The sequence below is a fragment of the Exiguobacterium sp. UBA3968 genome (assembly GCF_002385115.1).
Classification (GTDB): Bacteria; Bacillota; Bacilli; order Exiguobacteriales; family Exiguobacteriaceae; genus Exiguobacterium_A.
In genome coordinates this window covers 96,458-115,776 of record NZ_DGCW01000004.1, presented here as the reverse complement: position 1 = coordinate 115,776, position 19,319 = coordinate 96,458, and the positions used below count along the sequence as shown (strand labels likewise).

The window sequence follows — 19,319 nt, the reverse complement described above, 5'->3', positions numbered from 1 at the left end:
GAATGAATAATGATCCGGCTTCTAAAAGCCGGATCATTATTCATTAGTCCATACTCGTTTCATGATTAACCTGCCATTGTACGCCAAACGCATCTTCGACAATACCGTATGCTTCACTCCAAAACGTCTTTTGAATCGGCATGATGATCTTGCCGCCTTCAGCGAGCCGCGCGAACGTTTCGTGCAATAGCTCCACATCGGCTAAGTGAAGGGCTAGCGTAATGTTTTGTCCGAACGTCACAGGGTTTTGTGGCATCGCGTCTGAGAACATGAGACGTGTGCCATGGACGATAAGCTGCGCATGTAAAATCAGTGTCTGGTGCTCCGGTGGATACGGTTGACCATCCGGTCCAGGACCTGGTCCGAACTCCATGATTTCCGGCATTTCTTCCTGAAACACCTCCGTGTAAAACGTCAATGCTTCACGGGTATTTCCATTAAAGACAAGATACGGATTAATCGGCATGGGAAAGCTCCTTTCAAAAGGAAGAATGTGTTTCTTTTAGTATACCAAACATTTGTTCGTATAAAAAGAGTGGGTTGCTGATTTATTTAGTATAAATGATAACGGTTTCAATTTATCTGATTTTTATAAAAAATAGGTTGCAACTTCCAGAAAGACTTCGTATACTAAATTTATCGAAAGCGCTTTCGGTGAAATGGAGTGAGTAGTATGGGAACAATTTATGATTTAGCGAAGATGACCGGATTTTCGATCACGACGGTCTCGAAAGCCTTAAATAATTATTCAGATGTCAGTGAAAAGACGAAAGCGAAGATCGTCCAGGCCGCAGCTGAGATGGGATACTTGCCGAATGCGCATGCTCAATCGCTCTCGACAAAACGTTCGTGGACGATTGGTGTCATGTTCTCAGAAGCACATGGTGTCGGCATGATGCATCCGTTCTTTAATGCGATCATTGAAAGCTTCCGGAAAGCAACAGAGCAACAAGGTTACGATCTGATTTTTGCATCACGAAATTTACGTAATCGGGACATGAGTTACTTGGAGCACTTTCGGCACCGAGCGGTTGATGGCATTGTCGTCATCTGTTCGGACCAGTTGGATCTGCACGTTCAAGAATTGATTCAAAGTACGATTCCGATTGTTGTCGTTGATATGTACAGTCCGGATTGTAGCGTCGTCTATTCCGATAATATTACGGGTGGGCGACTAGCCGTCAATCATCTATATGAATTAGGTCATCGCCGGATTGCGCATATCGCTGGCGACACGACGACGGATGCTGGTGCAGCAAGGATTGAAGGTTATAAACAAGCAATGACCCAGTTCGGCCTATCGATTCCGGACGGCTATATTGCAAACGGTGGGTTGTTTTCCGGAGAAGAAGGAAAACGGGCGATGCAAGAGTTGCTGGCGCTACCGGATCGACCGACTGCTGTCTTTGCGGCAGGGGACCAAATGGCAATCGGCGCTATTGAAGCGATTCATGAAGCTGGCTTACAGATTCCAACAGATATTTCACTCGTAGGCTACGATGATATCGAGATGGCGAAGTACATCACACCGAAGCTAACGACTGTCCGGCAAGATACGGAAACGATTGGTCAGCATGCGGCTTCAGTCTTGATCGAACAAATTGTCGATAAACAGCGGATGACGACACAAGACGTCATTCCCGTCGAGTTGATCGTTCGTCATTCGACAGGTCCTGCACCTGTATGACGTGCGACGATTTCGGAATCGCTCTCGCTGGTTGTCAGGGAGAAAACGCGAGAGCGATTCCGAAATTATTTTTACGGCAGTTCCGAAAGGGCTTTCGGTTATTCTCTTGTCATTTTCGAAAGCGCTTTCGAATTAAACGATTAAATTGAAACCGCTTACTTAAAAACTATTTGATAAAGGATGGGATGAAATGAAAAAGACGTTCATTAGTGCAATGACGATTGGTGCCATGACAGCAACTGTCTTAGCGGGATGTACGGGAAGTGGCGAAGACACTACAAGTGGTGGCAAAGAGGTCTTAAAAATCTGGTCGTTTACGGATGAATTAAAAAAACCAATCAAAAAATTTGAAGAAAAGAATGGTGTCAAAGTCGAATTGACGATCGTGCCAATGGCCGACTATCCGACGAAGTTGAAACCAGCTCTTGAAAGTGGCGTCGGAGCACCAGATATCTTCACGGGTGAAATCGCCTTCTTGAAACAATGGGTCGACGCTGGCTACTGGGCCAATTTATCCGAAAAGCCGTTTAATGCAGATGACGTCGCTAAAGACTATATTCCGTATGTATTTGACATGGGGAAAGATAAAGAAGGAAACGTGCGTGCACTCTCTTGGCAAACGACGCCAGGAGGCATTTACTACAAACGAAGCATTGCGAAAAAAGTACTCGGAACAGACGACCCGAAAAAAATCGGCGGCATGATGAATTCAATGGATGGGGTATTTGAAGTCGCCGATAAAATGAAGCAAAAAGGCTATAAAATGTTCCCGGATGAAGGATCGATTCGTTGGTTCGTGCAAGGCAATGATCCACAACCATGGGTCAACGACAAGCAGGAGCTCGTCTTGACCGATGCGCGAAAAGAATATATGGACTACGCAAAAGAACTCCGTACGAAACAATATACGGCCCTTGCACCGGAATGGTCACCATCGTGGTACGCCGGCATGGATAAACCAGTCAAAGTCAAAGAGAATGGCAAGGAAATTCAGACAGAGGTCTTCTCGTATGTGTTACCGACTTGGGGACTGCATAGCGTCTTGAAGGAAAACGTGAAAAAATCCGCAGGAGACTGGGCTGTCACGAGCGGACCGAGTCCTTACTTCTGGGGCGGAACATGGTTAGGCGTCTACAAAGATTCGAAAAAACAAAAACTCGCCTATGATTTCGTCAAAATGATGACGCAGGATGAAGAATTCTTGACAGACTGGGCAAAGGAAACGGGTGACGTCTTAGCATTCAAGCCAGTCACGGATAAAATCAAGACCAACTTTAAAGAAGATTTCTTGGATGGACAGAACAACTACGAATTTTTCTTAAAGCAAGCAGACCAAATCAAACCGGGCATCGTCACGAAGTATGATCAACAACTTGACACGCTCTATGGAGCTGCCGTGACTGAGTATGTTCGCGGAAAAAAATCAAAGGACGAAGCTCTGACGGAATTCTATAAAAAAGTCAAAAATGCGTACCCTGATGTAAAAGTACCCGAATAACGAGCAGGTGGGGCGCATCCTGCCTCACCTTTTCTCATGGAAGAAAGGAGCTTAACCTGTGAAAAAAATCGATCGCACTGGGTATCTCTTCATCGCACCGTTTTGGATCGTCTTCCTGATCTTCAGTATTTATCCGGTCGCCCTGACATTCTATTATAGCTTTACGAACTACACGGGGGCTGAAGGGGAACAAGTCGTTGGTCTTGCGAACTATACTCGGCTACTGAGTGACAGTTACTTCATCGAAGCGTTCTTTAACACGATCAAGATTTGGGCTGTCAACTTTACCTTACAAATTGGCGGGGCATTGTTGCTTGCGTTGCTGTTCTCCGACCTCCAATTGAAATTGAAGGGACTCGCGTTCTTCCGAGCGACCTTTTATCTGCCGAACTTGATTACGATCAGCTCCGTGGCGTTACTGTTTGGAATCTTGCTCGACTGGCAACATGGCTCGCTCAACATGATGTTGATGAAGATCGGTATCATTTCAGAGCCAATCAACTGGTTGACGCAACCTGTCACGGCACAAGTATCTGTCTCGCTCATCCTGACATGGATGTGGCTCGGTCACTCGTTCATCGTCGTCATGGCAGGCGTGTCTGGCATCTCGAAAGATTATTTTGAAGCGGCCTTGATTGACGGAGCGACCCGATGGCAAATTTTTTCTCGAATCACTTTGCCGCTGCTCAAGCCAATCTTATTGTATATCATGATCACCTCACTGATCGGTGGGTTACAATTGTTCGACCTGCCGATGCTGATCACAGATGGAATCGGAGCGCCGGACGGGGCACTGAATACGATGGTGCTGTATCTCTATAACCAGGCATTCAAATACAACAACTATGGCTATGCTGCAGCTGTCGCTTATGGGTTGTTTGCCATCACGCTTGTTTTTTCAATCATCGTCTTCAAAGGGATGTTCCGAAAAGAACGTTCACCGAAAGGAGCCTAACCGATGGAACGAAATGCAGAAGCACGCCGGCTCGTGCCACAAACGGAAGAACAACCAGAACGCTCGGAGCATCCGCTTCGATTGACGCCGCCTCCAAAACGGAAAAAACCATGGCTTGGAAAAACAATCATTTACCTCGCATTGATTGCCTTGACGATTGCCTGCATCATTCCATTCTTGATGATGATCGTCAACGCAACCCGGTCAAACGAAGAAGTCCTGTCCGGCTTTTCTTTGATCCCGGGCAACTCGCTTGCTGACAACTACGCGGCGTTGAGTTCGTACGTCAATATCTGGTCCGGCTTTAAAAACAGCTTGATCATTGCTGTACTCGTGACCGTCTTGTCAGGATACTTTTCCGCCCTGACCGCATTCGGTTTTGCATTCTATCAATTTAAAGGAAAAAATGTCTTGTTCGTGTTCATGCTGATCATGATGATGATTCCAGGACAGCTCGGATTGATCGGTTTTTATGAGCTCAGCAAAAACTTAGGATTGCTCGATAGCTTCATTCCGCTCATCGTACCGGCTATTGCTAGCCCGTTCACTGTGTTCTTCATCCGGCAGTACGTTCAGACGGTCCTCCATCCCAGTTTGATTGAAGCAGCGCGTATCGATGGAGCAAGCGAATGGCGGATTTTCCATACGATCGCCTTACCGATGATGATGCCCGCGATCGCGACGATGTCGATCTTCACCTTCATCGGTTCTTGGAATAACTACATCATGCCGCTCGTCTTACTCTTCTCGCCGGAAAAGTATACGCTCCCGGTCTTGATGGGATTCTTGAAAGGTTCACAAGTCGCAGAGAACTTAGGGTCACTGTATCTCGGCATCGCGATTTCCGTCGTGCCGATCATGATCGCTTTCTTGTTCCTCTCGAAGTATATCGTTAGCAGTATCTCGGCTGGTGCCGTCAAAGAATAATTCGTCAAAGGAGATGACATACATGAAATTTGCACCAAACTTTGTATTCGGAACAGCCACATCGTCGTATCAAATCGAGGGCGCTTACAACGAAGACGGAAGGACGCCTTCCATCTGGGATGCGTTTTGCGCAGAAGATGGCAAGGTCTTCAACTGGCAAAACGGTAACGTCGCTTGTGATCATTACCATCGTTATGAAGAGGACATCGCCCATATTAAGAAGCTTGGCGTCGATACGTATCGCTTCTCGATTGCCTGGCCACGGATTTTTCCGCAAAAAGGAATTTATAATCCTGAAGGCATGGCGTTTTATAAGCAGCTTGCAACACGCTTGCGCGAAGAGGGCATTAAGCCGGCTGTCACACTGTATCATTGGGATTTGCCACTCTGGGCACACGAAGAAGGCGGCTGGGTCAACCGAGAGTCGGTCGACTGGTTCCTTGATTTTGCACGGGCATGTTTTACGGAGCTTGACGAAGTCGTCGACTCTTGGATTACGCACAATGAGCCGTGGTGTGCTGGGTTCCTCAGCTATCACATCGGGGAACATGCACCCGGTCATACTGATCTGAACGAAGCCGTTCATGCGGTGCATCATTTGCTCTTATCTCACGGAAAAGCAGTCGAGATGCTGAAGGAAGAGATGAAATCGACGACACCGATCGGCATTACACTCAATCTGGCGCCTAAATATGCAAAGACAGATTCGGTCAATGATCGGTTAGCGATGAATAATGCAGACGGCTATGCGAATCGTTGGTTCCTTGATCCGGTCTTTAAGGGACATTATCCGGTCGACATGATGAATCTTTTCTCAAAATATGTCCATTCGTTTGCTTTCATCCGGGAAGGGGATATGGAAACGATTGCTGTACCGTGTGACTTCCTCGGGATTAATTTCTATAGCCGTAACCTCGTCGAATTCAGCGCAGCAAATGATTTTCTACAAAAAGCTGCGTATTCGGACTACGACAGAACCGCGATGGGCTGGGACATTGCACCGAACGCATTCAAGGACTTAATTCGCCGATTGCGAGCGGAATATACAGATTTACCAATCTATATTACAGAAAACGGAGCCGCATTTGACGATGAGCTGATTGAAGGACGGGTCGCCGACCAAAACCGAATCGATTATGTTGCGCAACACTTGCAAGCAATCTCGGATTTGAACGAAGAAGGCATGAATATTGATGGCTACTACTTATGGTCGCTTCTTGACAACTTCGAGTGGAGCTTCGGTTACGAAAAACGCTTCGGAATCCTTTATGTCGATTTCGAAACACAGGAACGAATTTGGAAAGACAGTGCTCATTGGTATGCGAACGTGATCAAGCGACATAAAGCTACGCTTCCCCAAAGCGTATAAGGAAAAGAGGCTGACTCAAAAAAAGAATGACGCGTCTTTTCACGCCCTTTCCTCAGGCGAGACACAAGCCAGTTTTCCTGCTTCATTCAAGCAGGAAATCGGGTCTTGTTTGTCTCTGACAGCGCATAATGCGCTTTTTCCTGTAGGAGTGGCGTGTGACGCGTCATTCTTTTTGTTAAAAGATAAGGGTGGCAGATCATCATTCTGCCACCCTTATCTTTGTAGAGACTGACTTTTGAGTCAGCCCCTTTTGCCCGGATTAAATAAAAAAATCAATAGAAATAGGGTGAAAAAATGTGTAAAAGAAAAAGGATTAAAACCCATCATATGGAATGTAAAGGATAGAAGTGACTTCTATTCGTTTTCAGGGGAGGAAACGTCATGCGTCAGAGGGACTTACCGTATCGGTTCATCTTTATTTTAGGTTTACTTGTCATGATCGGAATTAACGGATGGTCCGCCATGCTCCATCCGGACGAAACGATTAACGGATGGCAAAGCATTGCCTCCGTCGCCTGGCTTATTGGTTTAGTCGGGTCTCTATTCTATATCAAAGATGGTAAAGCGCTTCGACTTATGGTCTGGTATATCCGGATTGGTCTCGTTGCGGCGTTATTCATTTACGGTGTTTCGTTACTTGAAGGCGCGTTTTCTGAGACGATTTGGTTTGATGGGCTTGCGAGTGTTCAGTTCATATTCTATTTCCTCTTCGTCGTCCCGTTGTTTGGATTAAATGCCTGGACGGATGTTCTGTTTGGTGAGTTTTCGTTATACATGAGTGTTCTGTACGGTATCGCCTTGATCACACTTCACGTAAAAGTCTGGAATGATGCATCACGGCATTTAGATTATTGATTCAAAAAGGTGACCTTGTGTCGCCTTTTTTTGTTGTGTCGTCAACTTTTTTCTCGACTCGCCCGTCTTAATGATGTATACACAGAACGATATCGAAAAAAGGAGCCGCGGCCTATGACCTCTCGCCAAATCAGAAAACGGGAAAAAGCATTCGTCCGTTTTTTAAAGCAATACAAACCGAATCTCTACTGGTTAGCCTACAGTTATATGAAAAATGAACAGGATAGTCTGGATGTCATTCAGGACAGCATCCAAAAAGCGTTACAGTCGCTTGATCGACTCGAGGATGATGAACGGATGAAAGCCTGGTTCTATCAGATTTTGACACGAACAGCGATCGATGCAATTCGGAAGCGGCAGCATAGCGTCAGTTACGATACGGATCGACTGATCGAACTTGTCGCGACGAAAGAAGATACATACCCGGATGCCGATTTGCGACAGGCGCTAGAGGAGCTACCTGTCATGTACCGGGAAGTCGTTATCTTACACTATTTCGAGGATTTGATCTTAAAAGACGTCGCGACGATTTTAGAGCTGAATCTAAGTACGACCAAGTCTCGCCTCTATAAAGGGTTGACCTTACTGAAAATGAAATTGAATGGAGATGATCTAGATGTCAAACAAACTTGATGATCTGAAACAGGTTTACCAACAACCACCGGTCCCAAAAGAACTCGATGAAATGATTGCCCGAGTCGAGCGTCGAACTCGTCCTTCGCGGACGAAGCAATCCGTGTTAATTACAGCGGCTGCCATCACGTTATTCATTGGCGGATTAAATAGTAATGCGTCGTTTGCAGATGCGATGGCGAAGGTGCCGGTCTTCGGTCAACTGACTGAGATCGTGACGATCGACTGGAAAGAGACGAAGACACAACAGTCGGCTGATATTAAAGCACCCCAAGTGACGTTACCGGACAAAGCGCTCGAGCAACAGCTGAATGAAAAGTATATCGCGGAAGGACAAGCGTTATATGAAAAGTTCAAACAAGAGACGCACGGACAAGAGGGAGTATTTGCGATCGATAGCCGATACGACATCAAGACGGATACGGACGACCTGTTGTCGATTGGTCGAATCGTCACGGAGACACGGGCAAGTGCATCGGAAAGCGTCCAGTACGATACGATTGATAAGAAGCAACAGCTTGTCCTGACGTTACCATCCTTGTTCAAGAATGACAGATATATCACGACGATCAGTGATTATCTAAAGGAAGAAATGCGTCGGCAAATGAAGGCAGATGAAGAGAAAGTCTACTTTGTCGAAGGAACACCAGATGTACCGGAGAGCGAACAGTTCAAGCGCATTTCCGCGCAGCAAAATTTCTATATTACAACAGACCACAAATTAGTCCTGTCGTTTGATGAATACAGCATCGCTCCAGGCTATATGGGAATCGTTGAATTTAAGATCCCGACTTCAATCTTAAAAGACGACCTTGTCAGCTCGTCCTATATTCGTTGATTGTCAGATTTTAAAAATCATTGATGTAAAAATGAAAAAAGGAAACAATTTCTAAAAACGACCTCTTATAATCAAAAGACGAATCGTTGTTTTTTGAAAAAAGGAGGAACCCCTATGAAAAAATGGAGTCGGCTCGTACTCGCAGGTGTCGTCAGTCTCGCTTTGCTTCATGTTCCGGCAGTTAGTGAAGCGGCGACGAAAGCCAAAGCCTTTAAGAACTGTACGGAAATGCAGAAGACCTATAAAGGTGGTGTCGCGAAAAAAGCGGGGCTAAAGAATCGAACGGGTTATGACAAGAATGGAAAACCAATCTACAAAGCAACAAAATATAAGGCATACGTGAGTCTTGCGACGTATAACTTAAACACGAAAAGTGACCGGGATAAAGACGGTATTGCGTGTGAACGTTAAATAAGAAAAAGTAGTCTTTCTCGAGCAGGAGAAAGACTACTTTTTTGTAGAGATTAGATGTTCCTTTCAATTATGTAATCCTTGGAAAATCATCATGTATGGTAATGTTGTAGCGATGAAAGACGACAAGTATGTGTTGAGTAGGAGGATTACTATGCGAAAACGAGACTATTTAATTTTCTTCATTCTATTTTTCATTCTGAATCTCATTAATTTCTTAGGCGCATTAGGTATACAGGATTTATTAGCAATCGTGGTCGTCGCTCTGATCGAAGCAGCTATAGCTGGAACGATTACGAATCTATTCACTCGCATCTTTTTTAAGAAAAGCTGAGAAGGATTGAAGTAGCACTCCAAATCAGATCGGTACATAAAAAATAACCTGACGCTGCGGCGTCAGGTTATTTTTGCTTAGTTGAAGTTTTGCTTTAGGAATGCTGCGACTTCTTCTGGCGTTTTAGCATTTGCACTATGCAAATGTGCCAGTTTTTCATTGTTTTTGAAGACGAGTAAGCTTGGAATCCCCATGACATCGTGGTTCGATGCGATTTCAGGGAACTCATCTTTGTCGATCGTGTGGATTGGTAAGTGGTCGAATTGTGACTCGACGTCCGGCATGAAGTAATCCATCCGTTTACAGTCCGGGCACCAGTCTGCTTCGAACTTGATGATGACCGGTGCATCACTTGAAATCAATTCCTTGAATGTTTCTTCACTCTTAATGAATTCTGCCATTGTGAGAACTCCTCCTCTTGGTGTTGTACCTTTAGTCTACCGATTCCCTTCAGAACTTGCACGAATTATGTTCGTCAAAGAGTCTGACAAGTCAAAAAAGTTGGTTGCTCTTTAAGATAATGCTACCGATTTTCTTTAAAAGAGCCACATGACTCAATCAAATTCAGTTTGGTATAGGGAAACATTATTGCGCTTTTGTTAATTACCTAGTTCGAAACAAAATGATTTCTCTAGACCCACTCGATTTCCGACTGGTACGATGAGGTTTGCTAATCGCAGAGAAAGTGGGGCGACGAGAATGGAACAACAAAAATACGATAATCTAAAACGCGGCGAACACGGTGCGATGATCAGTATCGCAGCCTATATCTTGTTATCATCTTTAAAATTAATCATTGGTTATACAGCAGATTCTGCCGCACTCCGGGCGGACGGTTTGAACAACGCGACCGACATTATTGCGTCGATTGCCGTCTTAATCGGCTTACGGATCTCACAACGTCCGGCAGATGACGATCACAAGTACGGACACTGGAAAAGTGAGACGATTGCCTCGCTCGTAGCTTCCTTCATCATGATGGCAGTCGGTCTCCAAGTCTTGATCGATACGATCTCGACGTTATTTGAAGGCAAGCAGGAATCGCCTGATTTTCTTGCAGCGTACGTCGGAATTGGTTCGGCTCTCGTGATGTACTTCGTCTATCGTTACAATAAGAAGTTATCCGAGGAGATTGAAAGCAAAGCCGTCATGGCGGCAGCGAAAGATAATCTATCCGATGCTTGGGTCAGTGTCGGGACGACAATCGGGATCGTCGGATCACAGTTCGGCATGCCCTGGCTTGATGTCGTGACAGCGATCATCGTCGGCTTCTTGATCTGTAAGACAGCGTGGGATATCTTCACGGAAGCGTCACACGAACTGACAGATGGCTTTGATGAGAAGAAACTGAAGATGTACGAAGATGTTATCTTCGATCTCGAAGGTGTCAAAGGCATCAAGTCGATCAAAGGACGTAACTACGGCAACAATGAAGTCGTCGATGTCGTCATCCTCGTCAACTCCACCTTAAACATCCATCAAGCGCACGATATTGCGACACGTGTTGAGGATACGCTGACGGAAGAATACGGAGTTTATGATATCCATGTTCACGTCGAACCCGAATGAATTCAAAAACGTCTTTTCTACGCTGACAGTAGAAAAGACGTTTTTTTATGGCAATAACTCGATGTGAAGAGCCAGTGCTCCGTACTGTTGCTCGGCTTCCGCTGAATAAATCGTATACGTAGATGTTACGAGTTCATCGATCGACCAACCGACGCAGTCGATGGATTCCTGTGATACGTGTTCATACAGTGCTTGAAAATCTTGAAATGTCTCCCGTTTCGTCACCTGGACGAGTAGTGTCTCGCTCGTTTCCGTATGCGTGAACTGAATCTGATCACCGACTTGTACCTGTTGGCGTTTCAGATCATTGAGTCGAATTTCGACCGTCTTCAGCCGTTGTTCAATCGAACGAAACGGTACTTCATATAACCCCATCTCATGTCTCATCTATCTCCACTCCTTCTCTACAAAAGCATAACAAAACTATGTGATTTTTCACATTGCCTTTTCGTTGACAACTAGAAATAATCAGCGTATTTTAATTCATATAAGTAATTGTTCCTTTTGGAACGATTTGAAATGGAACAAGGAGGCGAAACAGGATGGAGCAAACGGAAACGGTTCGTTCAACGGCGATGATGCAGTCGTTTTGGAATGTACAACGACATCTCGTTCGAGCAGCACACCAGACGGCACAGGAAAACGGACTCAGTTTACCGCAATTTCATAGCTTGATGACGATTGCGCCACGTGGACCGATCTCGCAAAAAGCACTCGCGACACATACGCATTTACCAAAGAGCACACTGAGTCAGTCGATTGAAGGTCTCGTTCAGTCCGGTTGGGTCATTCGGGAGACGAATCCTGAAAATCGACGAGAAGTCGTCCTATCGCTCAGTGATCAGGGACAACAATTCGTGACGGAGATTCAAGAACAAGAGAAGGGGATGCAACGTCAACTCGAACAGGTCCTTGAGGCGATCGATCAAGAGGTGTTCGAACAGATGCTTGCGACGCATGCTCAGATTGCAGAAGGCATCGGACGTATCTTACAGCCAGAAATGAAAGGAGGATGCTCGGATGATTAAGTTACTCAAACGGTTGACGGTGTATAAATGGGCAGTATTCGCGGTGCTCGTCTTGGTTTTCGCACAATCAATGTCTGATCTCTATTTGCCGACACTGATGGCGGACATCATTGACAAAGGAGTCGTCACTGGCGATACCGCCTACATTTGGAAGATTGGTGCCGTCATGCTCGGAATTACCGGTATCGGGGCGTTAGCCGCAGTTGCTGCCAGTTATTATTCATCGAAGGCATCGATGGGGCTCGGACGGGATATTCGTCGTCAAGTCTTCAATCATGTCGAACGGTTCTCCCTGCAAGAGTTTGATCAAGTCGGAACGGCTTCACTGATTACACGGACGACGAACGATATCACACAAGTCCAACAAGTCGTCATCATGATGTTACGGATGGTCGTCAGTGCACCAATCATGTTCATCGGTGGATTGATCATGGCTGTCTCAAAAGACGCAAAACTATCGCTCGTCATCGTCGCTGCGATGCCGGTCCTTGTGCTTTCAATCTTATTGATTTTGTGGAAAGGGGTTCCGTTGTTCGGAAAGGTCCAAAAACGACTCGACCGTCTGAACCTCGTCCTACGTGAGAACTTGACTGGGATCCGTGTCATCCGCGCTTTTAACCGGGAACGCGATGAGCAAGTCCGGTTAACGAAAGCGAACGCAGATTTGACGGAAGTCTCGATCAAGGTCAATAAAATCATGGCGTTCTTGATGCCGGTAATGATGCTCGTGATGAACTTGACAGTCGTCGGTGTCATTTGGTTCGGGGGCATCCGGATCGATAATGGTGGCATGCAGATTGGGGACTTGATGGCGTTCATCCAGTACGTCATGCAAATCATGTTCGCTCTCGTCATGGCGTCGGTCATGTTCGTCATGATTCCGCGGGCAGCCGTCTCGGCGAAACGGATCAATGAAGTCCTCGAGATGACACCAACCATGACAGATGAGGGAACAAAAACCGCTGACCGTGAAAAAGGAACGCTCGTCTTTGATCGTGTCACGTTCCGTTACCCAGGAGCTGAGACACCGGTTTTATCCGATATTAGTTTTGCAGCACGACCAGGTGAAGTGACGGCTGTGATCGGTGGGACCGGTTCCGGTAAATCAACGCTCGTCAATTTGATTCCCCGTTTTTATGACGTGACGGAAGGGAGCATTCGCGTCAATGGCGTTAATAGCCAGGACGTACCGCAAGAGGAACTGCGGTCGAAAATCGGCTTTGTTCCCCAAAAAGCATTACTGTTTACAGGTACGATTGCCGAAAACATTCGTTTCGGGAAAGAGGACGCGACAGATGAAGAGGTCGCGCACGCAGCGCACATCGCGCAAGCGACGGACTTCATCGAACGGATGCCGGATGGTTACGATGCGCGGATCGAACAAGGCGGATCAAACGTCTCTGGTGGGCAAAAACAACGCTTGTCAATTGCTCGGGCGCTCGTTCGTCGACCAGATCTATATGTCTTTGATGACAGTTTTTCAGCACTCGACTTCAAGACCGATGCGGCCCTTCGGAAAGCGTTACGGGAAGAAACACGCGAAGCGACGGTCTTGATCGTTGCTCAGCGTGTCAGTACCGTCATTGATGCCGATCAAATCATCGTCCTCGATGAAGGGAAAGTCGCCGGAATCGGCACGCACGACGAGTTGTTTGCGAACAACGCCGTCTATCAGGAAATCGTTAAGTCACAACTATCAGAGGAGGAAATCGCATGAGTGAGAAGAAACGACCTGCCGGCGGTCCTCCGCCTGGTGGTCCCGGTGGCGGAAATATGATGATGCTTGGTGAAAAACCAAAGGATTTCAAAGCAACGTTCCGTCGTCTGCTTCGGTATCTGCGTCCGCGTCGGACGGCACTGATCGGTGTCTTTTTAGCAGCGATCCTCAGTACAGTCTTCATGATTGCCGGTCCGAAAATCATGGGAACGGCGATTACGGAATTGTTTGAAGGGGCATATGCGAAGTTCCAAGGTGTGCCGGGAGCAGCAATCGATTTCACGAAAATCGGACAGATCCTGCTTTGGCTCGCCGGACTGTATGTCGTCAGTAGTCTATTCAATTACTTGCAACAGTATTTGATGTCGGGTATCGCTCAAAAAACAGTCTACGATTTACGTGAGGACGTCAACCATAAACTCGAACGCTTGCCATTAAAATACTATGATGGTCGTCCAAACGGGGAGACACTAAGCCGTGTGACGAACGACATCGATACGATCGGGAGTACGTTACAACAAAGTGTGACTTCATTCATCACGTCGATCGTGACGATCGTCGGGATTTTAATCATGATGCTGACGATTAGTCCATTGTTAACACTGATTTCACTTGTCTCGTTGCCGGTCTCGATTTTTGCGATTCGTCCGATTTTGAAACGATCCCAAAAATATTTTGCCGATCAACAACGGACACTCGGCCAATTGAATGGTCACGTCGAAGAGATGTATACCGGACACTCAGTCGTCAAGGCGTTCGGACATGAACGCAAAGCGGTCGAACAGTTTGATGCCGTCAACGAAGAGTTGTATGAAGCAGGGCGCAAAGCGCAGTTCATCTCCGGGATCATCATGCCGATGATGATGTTCATCGGGAATATCAGTTACGTCCTGATCAGTATCGTCGGTGGGATTCTCGTCACGCAACGGGCGATCTCGATCGGGGATATTCAAGCGTTCATCACCTATACACGTCAGTTCACACAACCAATCACACAAACGGCGAACATCGCGAACATCGTCCAATCGACGGTCGCAGCAGCGGAACGTGTCTTTGAATTACTCGACGAAGCAGAAGAGATTAAAGAAGTGACGACGCATCGTCTTGCGCAGGCTGAAGGAGCCGTTGCATTCGAACACGTTGATTTTGGTTACGGAAATGATCTCTTGATCGAGGATATGAACATTGATGTCGCACCGGGACAAACCGTCGCGATCGTTGGACCGACGGGTGCCGGTAAAACGACGATGATCAATCTATTGATGCGCTTTTATGAATTAAACGGCGGGACGATTCGGATTGACGGCATCGATACCCGTGAGATGTCACGCGAAGACTTACGGACGACGTTTGGTATGGTCTTACAAGATACGTGGCTCTTCAACGGTACGATTCGAGACAATCTTGCTTACGGTAAAAGTGGAGCAACCGAAGAAGAGATTATCGCGGCAGCGAAGACCGCACATGCTGATCATTTCATCCGGACATTGCCGGACGGGTATGATACCGTCTTGAATGAGGAAGCTTCGAACATCTCGCAAGGTCAGAAACAGTTGTTGACGATTGCTCGAGCCGTTCTTGCCGATCCTCCGATCATGATCCTTGATGAAGCGACTTCTAGTGTGGATACACGGACGGAGGTCTTCATCCAGCAAGCGATGCGACGGTTGATGGAAGGGCGGACGAGTTTCGTCATTGCTCACCGTCTGTCGACGATCAAAGACGCTGATTTGATTCTCGTCATGAATCAAGGGCGTGTCATCGAACAAGGTACTCATGAGGAATTACTCGAGGCAGATGGATTTTATGCGGATCTGTATAACAGCCAATTCTCTGAAAAAGAAGTCGTATGATATAAGGCAGTATCGTCATGTAGACGATGCTGCTTTTTTTAGAAATGATTATTACGAATGTGTATTTTCACATACCGCAGTTATCCAATTTCTTGTAGGAAAAACAAGAAACGCCACATTCTGGTACAGGTAAGGGTTTAACAAATCCTTTAGCTGGGGAAATTAAAGAAGTGTTAGAAATATATAATTTTATCTTAGGTGAAGGAGTGTGAAAAGATGAATAACATTTGGAACGGAACGTCGTTGAACTTGAACGGCATTCTCGGATCACTCGGCAACTTGCTTGGAGCGATCATCGTCTTTTTAATTGGATGGCTCATTGCTAAGCTGATTGCGAACGGGATTCAAAAAGCGTTAGAGAAATCTGGAGTCGTCAACAAGTTATCGCCTCAAAAAGAAGGAGCGCCACCAAAGAAGAAAAAGTGGACACCTGAAAAAATTATCGGGACTGTCGTCTTTTGGGTTCTCATGGTCTTCGTCCTGATCTTGGTCTTCAATATCCTTAATCTGAACATCATTGCGGGACCACTTGCGGATACGATGAGTACATTGCTCGCGGCAATCCCAAATATCCTAAAAGCAGCCCTCATCCTCCTTTTGGCATATGTCATCGCGGTCGTTCTCCGCATGATCATCGTCAAAGCAGGTACGAAGCTGATGGCGAACGACAAAGTACGTTCGAACAAGATGCTTCAAGGTCAGACAGATCTTTCAGCTTATCCAAAAATCGCAGGGGAGATCGTCTTCTACCTCGTCTTGCTTCTGTTCCTACCAGGTGTACTTGGTGCGTTGAACATTGAGAGTGTCTCACAACCGTTTAGCCAATTGTTATCGTCATTCCTTGGATTCATTCCACGCTTGATTGCTGCAGCAGCCATCTTCTTCGTTGGCTTCCTCGTAGCGAAAATCGTCCGCGATATCGTGACGAATTTCCTTCATGCTGTTGGAACGGATAAATTTGCATCTCGCTTCAATCTTGGGTCAAATGATCAAAAAGATTCGAAATCACTGTCGTCGATTCTTGGAACAGTCGTTTTCATCTTGATTCTGATTCCAATCACGATTTCAGCACTTGATCAATTAAATATTAAAGGAATCACAGGACCAGCGATCAACATGTTGAACGATGTCCTAGGTATGATTCCGAATATCATTGTCGGTGTCGTTCTGATTCTTGTCGGTCTTTATGTCGGACGTTTCATCAAGAAATTCGTTACGGATCTTCTGTCACGTCTTGGATTCAACAACCTAACACGTCACTTGAAAATCGGGACGTGGGATGCGAACCAAGCGTCTACATCACCAGCTTCCATCGTTGGTGCACTCGTTGAGATCGTCATCGTCGTTCTCTTCGTCGTCGAAGCCTTCAACTTGATTGGTCTTGATTTCATGGTCGACCTCGGTCGTGCCGTCCTTGCCTTCTTGCCAAGCGTCTTGACAGCGATCATCATTCTCGCAATCGGGATCATCGTCAGCAACCTTGTCAAACGTACGATGGACAGCCTGTTCGGTAACTCTGAACTGAAAGTCCTCTCAAGCGTTGCGAAGTATGCGATTCTTGCACTTGCTGTCTTCATGGCACTTGATCAATTGGGTGTTGCGGATACAATCGTCAACTCAGCCTTCATTTTGATCCTTGGAGCACTTGCGCTTGCTTTCGGTCTTGCCTTTGGTCTCGGTGGACGTGATAATGCATCGCGTTACCTCGATCGTTTGCAAAAGAAAGCAGAGAACACGGAAGTAGACACATCGAATCTTCCAAGTAAGTCTGCATCGACTTCTTCTTCACCAAGCTTGAAAGATGCAGCAAAAGGTGCTGCGTCACAAGCAGCGGATGATGTCACACCAGATCGTGCACCACGTTCAGCGCGTTCATCTTCAACAGATGAAACGACACATGGTACACCAAAAGGTGCGTTGCCAGAAAATGATTTAGCACAACAAGATGATTATCCGATTGACCCAAATGATCATAAAGGGCCAAACCTCGATCATCCTAACAATCGTCCAAACCTCGATCACCCTAATGATCGTCCGTAATGAGAGTACGCCCTTTCCTCTAACTTTAGGGGAAAGGGCGTTTTTGCGTTGATGCATCAAAGCGTTGTCGTATTTTCACAAAAGTGGTTTGACCACTTTGTGAAAAAATACAGAAAAAAAGACTTATCGAACCTGACATCGTTTGTTATGATTAGAAAGTCAATTACCTCAATGATTTGAATATTCAGAAAAAAGAGAAAAGTTCGGAGGATGAAACATGAGTTTGCTTCGCAAGAAAGATGTCAGTGTAATGATGGATATGAAACAACATTCCAAACTGGCACGTCATTTATCAGGGTTTGACCTTATTTTACTTGGAATCGGTGCCATCATCGGAACCGGAATTTTCGTTCTAACAGGAACGGGTGCTCTTTATGCTGGACCAGCTTTACCGATCTCATTCATTATTTCTGCAGTCGTCTGTGCACTCGCAGCCCTTTGTTATGCTGAATTCTCGTCGATGATTCCTGTTTCAGGTAGTGTATATACGTATACATACGCAACGATCGGGGAACTTGTCGCCTGGATCATCGGGTGGTGTTTGATCTTAGAATATGGACTCGCTTCAAGTGCCGTTGCAACTGGCTGGTCAGGATATTTCCAGTCGCTCTTAGCAGGTTTCGGCGTCCATTTACCGACGGCTTTAACAGCTGCACCAGGAGCTGTACCGGGAAGCGAGACATTCTTTAACTTACCGGCATTCTTGATTTTAATGGTCATCACGCTCTTGCTTTCGCTTGGCATTAAAGAAACAAAACGCGTCAACAATGTCATGGTACTCGTCAAAGTTGCCGTCGTTGTTCTTTTCATCGTCGTCGGGATTTGGTATGTCGAACCAGGCAACTATAAACCATTTGCTCCGTTTGGTATGAGTGGGATCTTACAAGCTTCGGCGATTGCCTTCTTTGCGTACCTTGGGTTCGATGCGGTTACATCAGCGGCAGAAGAAGTCAAAAACCCAGGACGTAACTTACCAATCGGAATCTTGGGATCGCTTGCGATCGTTACCGTTTTATACGTCGTCGTTTCGGCTATCATGGTCGGAATCGTTCCATTCAAACAGTTCGAGGGTGTCGATAGTCCCGTATCGCTTGCGTTAAAAGTCGCAGGTCAAGACTGGGTTGCTGGATTTGTTGACTTGGGTGCCATCGTTGGTATGACGACGGTCATCCTTGTTATGACATTTGGTCTTATTCGTCTCTTGTTCGCGATGAGCCGTGACGGACTTTTACCGAAAGTCTTCTCGGATGTTAATGAAAAATCACACACACCGGTCAAAGCGACATGGATTCTCGGAACAATCGCCGGTTTGATTGCTGGATTCGTGCCACTCGGTACACTTGCTGAATTGATCAACATCGGAACACTAGCAGCATTCGCGCTCATCTCAATCGCAGTCATCATTTTGCGCCGGACGCGTCCTGATTTGAAGCGTGCCTTTAAAGTTCCGTTCGTACCAGTCTTACCGATTCTATCAGTCCTCGCTTGTATCATGTTGATGGTCAACTTACAGAAATTCACATGGATTGCCTTCTTCGTTTGGACAGCAATCGGACTGCTTGTTTACTTTGGTTACGGACGTAGCCGTTCTAAAATTCAATAAGT

The 19,319-nt window shown here is 46.2% G+C and carries 19 protein-coding genes; 16 read left to right on the top strand and 3 right to left on the bottom strand.

Going from position 1 to position 19,319, the window contains the following annotated elements:
* Positions 1-43: 43 nt before the first annotated feature.
* Positions 44-466, bottom strand: a complete 423-nt coding sequence (locus B3S86_RS00750) for a VOC family protein (protein WP_290748129.1) — start codon at positions 464-466, stop codon at positions 44-46.
* Between the two features lie 207 nt (positions 467-673).
* Between B3S86_RS00750 and B3S86_RS00745 the strand changes: the two genes are divergently transcribed.
* The 10 genes from B3S86_RS00745 (at position 674) to B3S86_RS00700 (ending at position 9,507) form a co-directional block, all read left to right on the top strand.
* Positions 674-1,687: a LacI family DNA-binding transcriptional regulator gene (locus B3S86_RS00745; protein ID WP_290748126.1), complete on the top strand. Its 1,014-nt coding sequence runs from the start codon at positions 674-676 to the stop codon at positions 1,685-1,687.
* A 190-nt stretch (positions 1,688-1,877) separates the two neighbouring features.
* Complete coding sequence (locus B3S86_RS00740; protein WP_290748123.1) at positions 1,878-3,185, top strand: ABC transporter substrate-binding protein; 1,308 nt, start codon at positions 1,878-1,880, stop codon at positions 3,183-3,185.
* A gap of 58 nt (positions 3,186-3,243) precedes the next feature.
* Complete coding sequence (locus B3S86_RS00735) at positions 3,244-4,140, top strand: carbohydrate ABC transporter permease (protein ID WP_035411191.1); 897 nt, start codon at positions 3,244-3,246, stop codon at positions 4,138-4,140.
* 3 nt (positions 4,141-4,143) lie between these two features.
* Positions 4,144-5,067 (top strand): carbohydrate ABC transporter permease, encoded by a 924-nt coding sequence (locus tag B3S86_RS00730; protein WP_081780419.1) that lies wholly within the window; start codon positions 4,144-4,146, stop codon positions 5,065-5,067.
* Positions 5,068-5,089: 22 nt separating this feature from the next.
* Positions 5,090-6,436, top strand: a complete 1,347-nt coding sequence (locus B3S86_RS00725) for a GH1 family beta-glucosidase (RefSeq protein ID WP_290748117.1) — start codon at positions 5,090-5,092, stop codon at positions 6,434-6,436.
* A gap of 381 nt (positions 6,437-6,817) precedes the next feature.
* Entirely contained in the window at positions 6,818-7,291 is a 474-nt protein-coding gene (locus B3S86_RS00720; RefSeq protein WP_290748114.1) for a hypothetical protein, read from the top strand.
* 114 nt (positions 7,292-7,405) lie between these two features.
* Entirely contained in the window at positions 7,406-7,924 is a 519-nt protein-coding gene (locus tag B3S86_RS00715; protein ID WP_290748111.1) for an RNA polymerase sigma factor, read from the top strand.
* On the top strand, positions 7,908-8,762 hold the full coding sequence (locus B3S86_RS00710) for an RsiV family protein (RefSeq protein ID WP_290748108.1): 855 nt from the start codon (positions 7,908-7,910) through the stop codon (positions 8,760-8,762). Before B3S86_RS00715 ends, B3S86_RS00710 begins: the two co-directional genes overlap by 17 nt.
* 114 nt (positions 8,763-8,876) lie before the next feature.
* Positions 8,877-9,173 carry an excalibur calcium-binding domain-containing protein gene (locus B3S86_RS00705; RefSeq protein ID WP_290748104.1) on the top strand — a complete coding sequence of 99 codons (297 nt, stop codon included), beginning with the start codon at positions 8,877-8,879 and terminating at the stop codon, positions 9,171-9,173.
* A 154-nt stretch (positions 9,174-9,327) separates the two neighbouring features.
* The gene (locus B3S86_RS00700; protein WP_214813533.1) at positions 9,328-9,507 is read left to right on the top strand and encodes a hypothetical protein; all 180 of its coding nucleotides are present in this window, start codon (positions 9,328-9,330) and stop codon (positions 9,505-9,507) included.
* 77 nt (positions 9,508-9,584) lie between these two features.
* Here B3S86_RS00700 and B3S86_RS00695 read toward each other — a convergent pair whose 3' ends face one another.
* A complete protein-coding gene (locus B3S86_RS00695) occupies positions 9,585-9,908 on the bottom strand; it encodes a thioredoxin family protein (protein ID WP_290748098.1) in 324 nt (107 codons plus the stop codon).
* Between the two features lie 298 nt (positions 9,909-10,206).
* Between B3S86_RS00695 and B3S86_RS00690 the strand changes: the two genes are divergently transcribed.
* Positions 10,207-11,076, top strand: coding sequence for a cation diffusion facilitator family transporter (locus B3S86_RS00690; protein WP_290748095.1), 870 nt, complete (start codon positions 10,207-10,209; stop codon positions 11,074-11,076).
* A 45-nt stretch (positions 11,077-11,121) separates the two neighbouring features.
* Here the strand turns inward: B3S86_RS00690 and B3S86_RS00685 are convergent, their stop codons facing one another.
* Positions 11,122-11,463, bottom strand: coding sequence for an ASCH domain-containing protein (locus B3S86_RS00685; protein WP_290748091.1), 342 nt, complete (start codon positions 11,461-11,463; stop codon positions 11,122-11,124).
* Between the two features lie 155 nt (positions 11,464-11,618).
* Between B3S86_RS00685 and B3S86_RS00680 the strand changes: the two genes are divergently transcribed.
* The 5 genes from B3S86_RS00680 (at position 11,619) to B3S86_RS00660 (ending at position 19,317) form a co-directional block, all read left to right on the top strand.
* On the top strand, positions 11,619-12,104 hold the full coding sequence (locus tag B3S86_RS00680) for a MarR family winged helix-turn-helix transcriptional regulator (RefSeq protein WP_290748088.1): 486 nt from the start codon (positions 11,619-11,621) through the stop codon (positions 12,102-12,104).
* A complete protein-coding gene (locus tag B3S86_RS00675) occupies positions 12,097-13,821 on the top strand; it encodes an ABC transporter ATP-binding protein (protein ID WP_290748084.1) in 1,725 nt (574 codons plus the stop codon). Before B3S86_RS00680 ends, B3S86_RS00675 begins: the two co-directional genes overlap by 8 nt.
* Positions 13,818-15,674 carry an ABC transporter ATP-binding protein gene (locus tag B3S86_RS00670; RefSeq protein ID WP_290748081.1) on the top strand — a complete coding sequence of 619 codons (1,857 nt, stop codon included), beginning with the start codon at positions 13,818-13,820 and terminating at the stop codon, positions 15,672-15,674. The genes B3S86_RS00675 and B3S86_RS00670 overlap by 4 nt, the downstream gene beginning before the upstream one ends.
* Positions 15,675-15,890: 216 nt before the next feature.
* Complete coding sequence (locus tag B3S86_RS00665) at positions 15,891-17,714, top strand: mechanosensitive ion channel (protein ID WP_290748078.1); 1,824 nt, start codon at positions 15,891-15,893, stop codon at positions 17,712-17,714.
* A 217-nt stretch (positions 17,715-17,931) separates the two neighbouring features.
* Complete coding sequence (locus tag B3S86_RS00660; protein ID WP_035411158.1) at positions 17,932-19,317, top strand: amino acid permease; 1,386 nt, start codon at positions 17,932-17,934, stop codon at positions 19,315-19,317.
* Positions 19,318-19,319: the final 2 nt, after the last annotated feature.

What these genes read in the sequence shown, in the direction of transcription:
- B3S86_RS00750 (WP_290748129.1), bottom strand. Translation starts at nt 466, where the DNA reads ATGCCGATTAATCCGTATCTTGTCTTTAATGGAAATACCCGTGAAGCA.
- B3S86_RS00745 (WP_290748126.1), top strand. Translation starts at nt 674, where the DNA reads ATGGGAACAATTTATGATTTAGCGAAGATGACCGGATTTTCGATCACG.
- B3S86_RS00740 (WP_290748123.1), top strand. Translation starts at nt 1,878, where the DNA reads ATGAAAAAGACGTTCATTAGTGCAATGACGATTGGTGCCATGACAGCA.
- B3S86_RS00730 (WP_081780419.1), top strand. Translation starts at nt 4,144, where the DNA reads ATGGAACGAAATGCAGAAGCACGCCGGCTCGTGCCACAAACGGAAGAA.
- B3S86_RS00725 (WP_290748117.1), top strand. Translation starts at nt 5,090, where the DNA reads ATGAAATTTGCACCAAACTTTGTATTCGGAACAGCCACATCGTCGTAT.
- B3S86_RS00720 (WP_290748114.1), top strand. Translation starts at nt 6,818, where the DNA reads ATGCGTCAGAGGGACTTACCGTATCGGTTCATCTTTATTTTAGGTTTA.
- B3S86_RS00715 (WP_290748111.1), top strand. Translation starts at nt 7,406, where the DNA reads ATGACCTCTCGCCAAATCAGAAAACGGGAAAAAGCATTCGTCCGTTTT.
- B3S86_RS00710 (WP_290748108.1), top strand. Translation starts at nt 7,908, where the DNA reads ATGTCAAACAAACTTGATGATCTGAAACAGGTTTACCAACAACCACCG.
- B3S86_RS00705 (WP_290748104.1), top strand. Translation starts at nt 8,877, where the DNA reads ATGAAAAAATGGAGTCGGCTCGTACTCGCAGGTGTCGTCAGTCTCGCT.
- B3S86_RS00700 (WP_214813533.1), top strand. Translation starts at nt 9,328, where the DNA reads ATGCGAAAACGAGACTATTTAATTTTCTTCATTCTATTTTTCATTCTG.
- B3S86_RS00695 (WP_290748098.1), bottom strand. Translation starts at nt 9,908, where the DNA reads ATGGCAGAATTCATTAAGAGTGAAGAAACATTCAAGGAATTGATTTCA.
- B3S86_RS00690 (WP_290748095.1), top strand. Translation starts at nt 10,207, where the DNA reads ATGGAACAACAAAAATACGATAATCTAAAACGCGGCGAACACGGTGCG.
- B3S86_RS00685 (WP_290748091.1), bottom strand. Translation starts at nt 11,463, where the DNA reads ATGAGACATGAGATGGGGTTATATGAAGTACCGTTTCGTTCGATTGAA.
- B3S86_RS00680 (WP_290748088.1), top strand. Translation starts at nt 11,619, where the DNA reads ATGGAGCAAACGGAAACGGTTCGTTCAACGGCGATGATGCAGTCGTTT.
- B3S86_RS00675 (WP_290748084.1), top strand. Translation starts at nt 12,097, where the DNA reads ATGATTAAGTTACTCAAACGGTTGACGGTGTATAAATGGGCAGTATTC.
- B3S86_RS00670 (WP_290748081.1), top strand. Translation starts at nt 13,818, where the DNA reads ATGAGTGAGAAGAAACGACCTGCCGGCGGTCCTCCGCCTGGTGGTCCC.
- B3S86_RS00665 (WP_290748078.1), top strand. Translation starts at nt 15,891, where the DNA reads ATGAATAACATTTGGAACGGAACGTCGTTGAACTTGAACGGCATTCTC.
- B3S86_RS00660 (WP_035411158.1), top strand. Translation starts at nt 17,932, where the DNA reads ATGAGTTTGCTTCGCAAGAAAGATGTCAGTGTAATGATGGATATGAAA.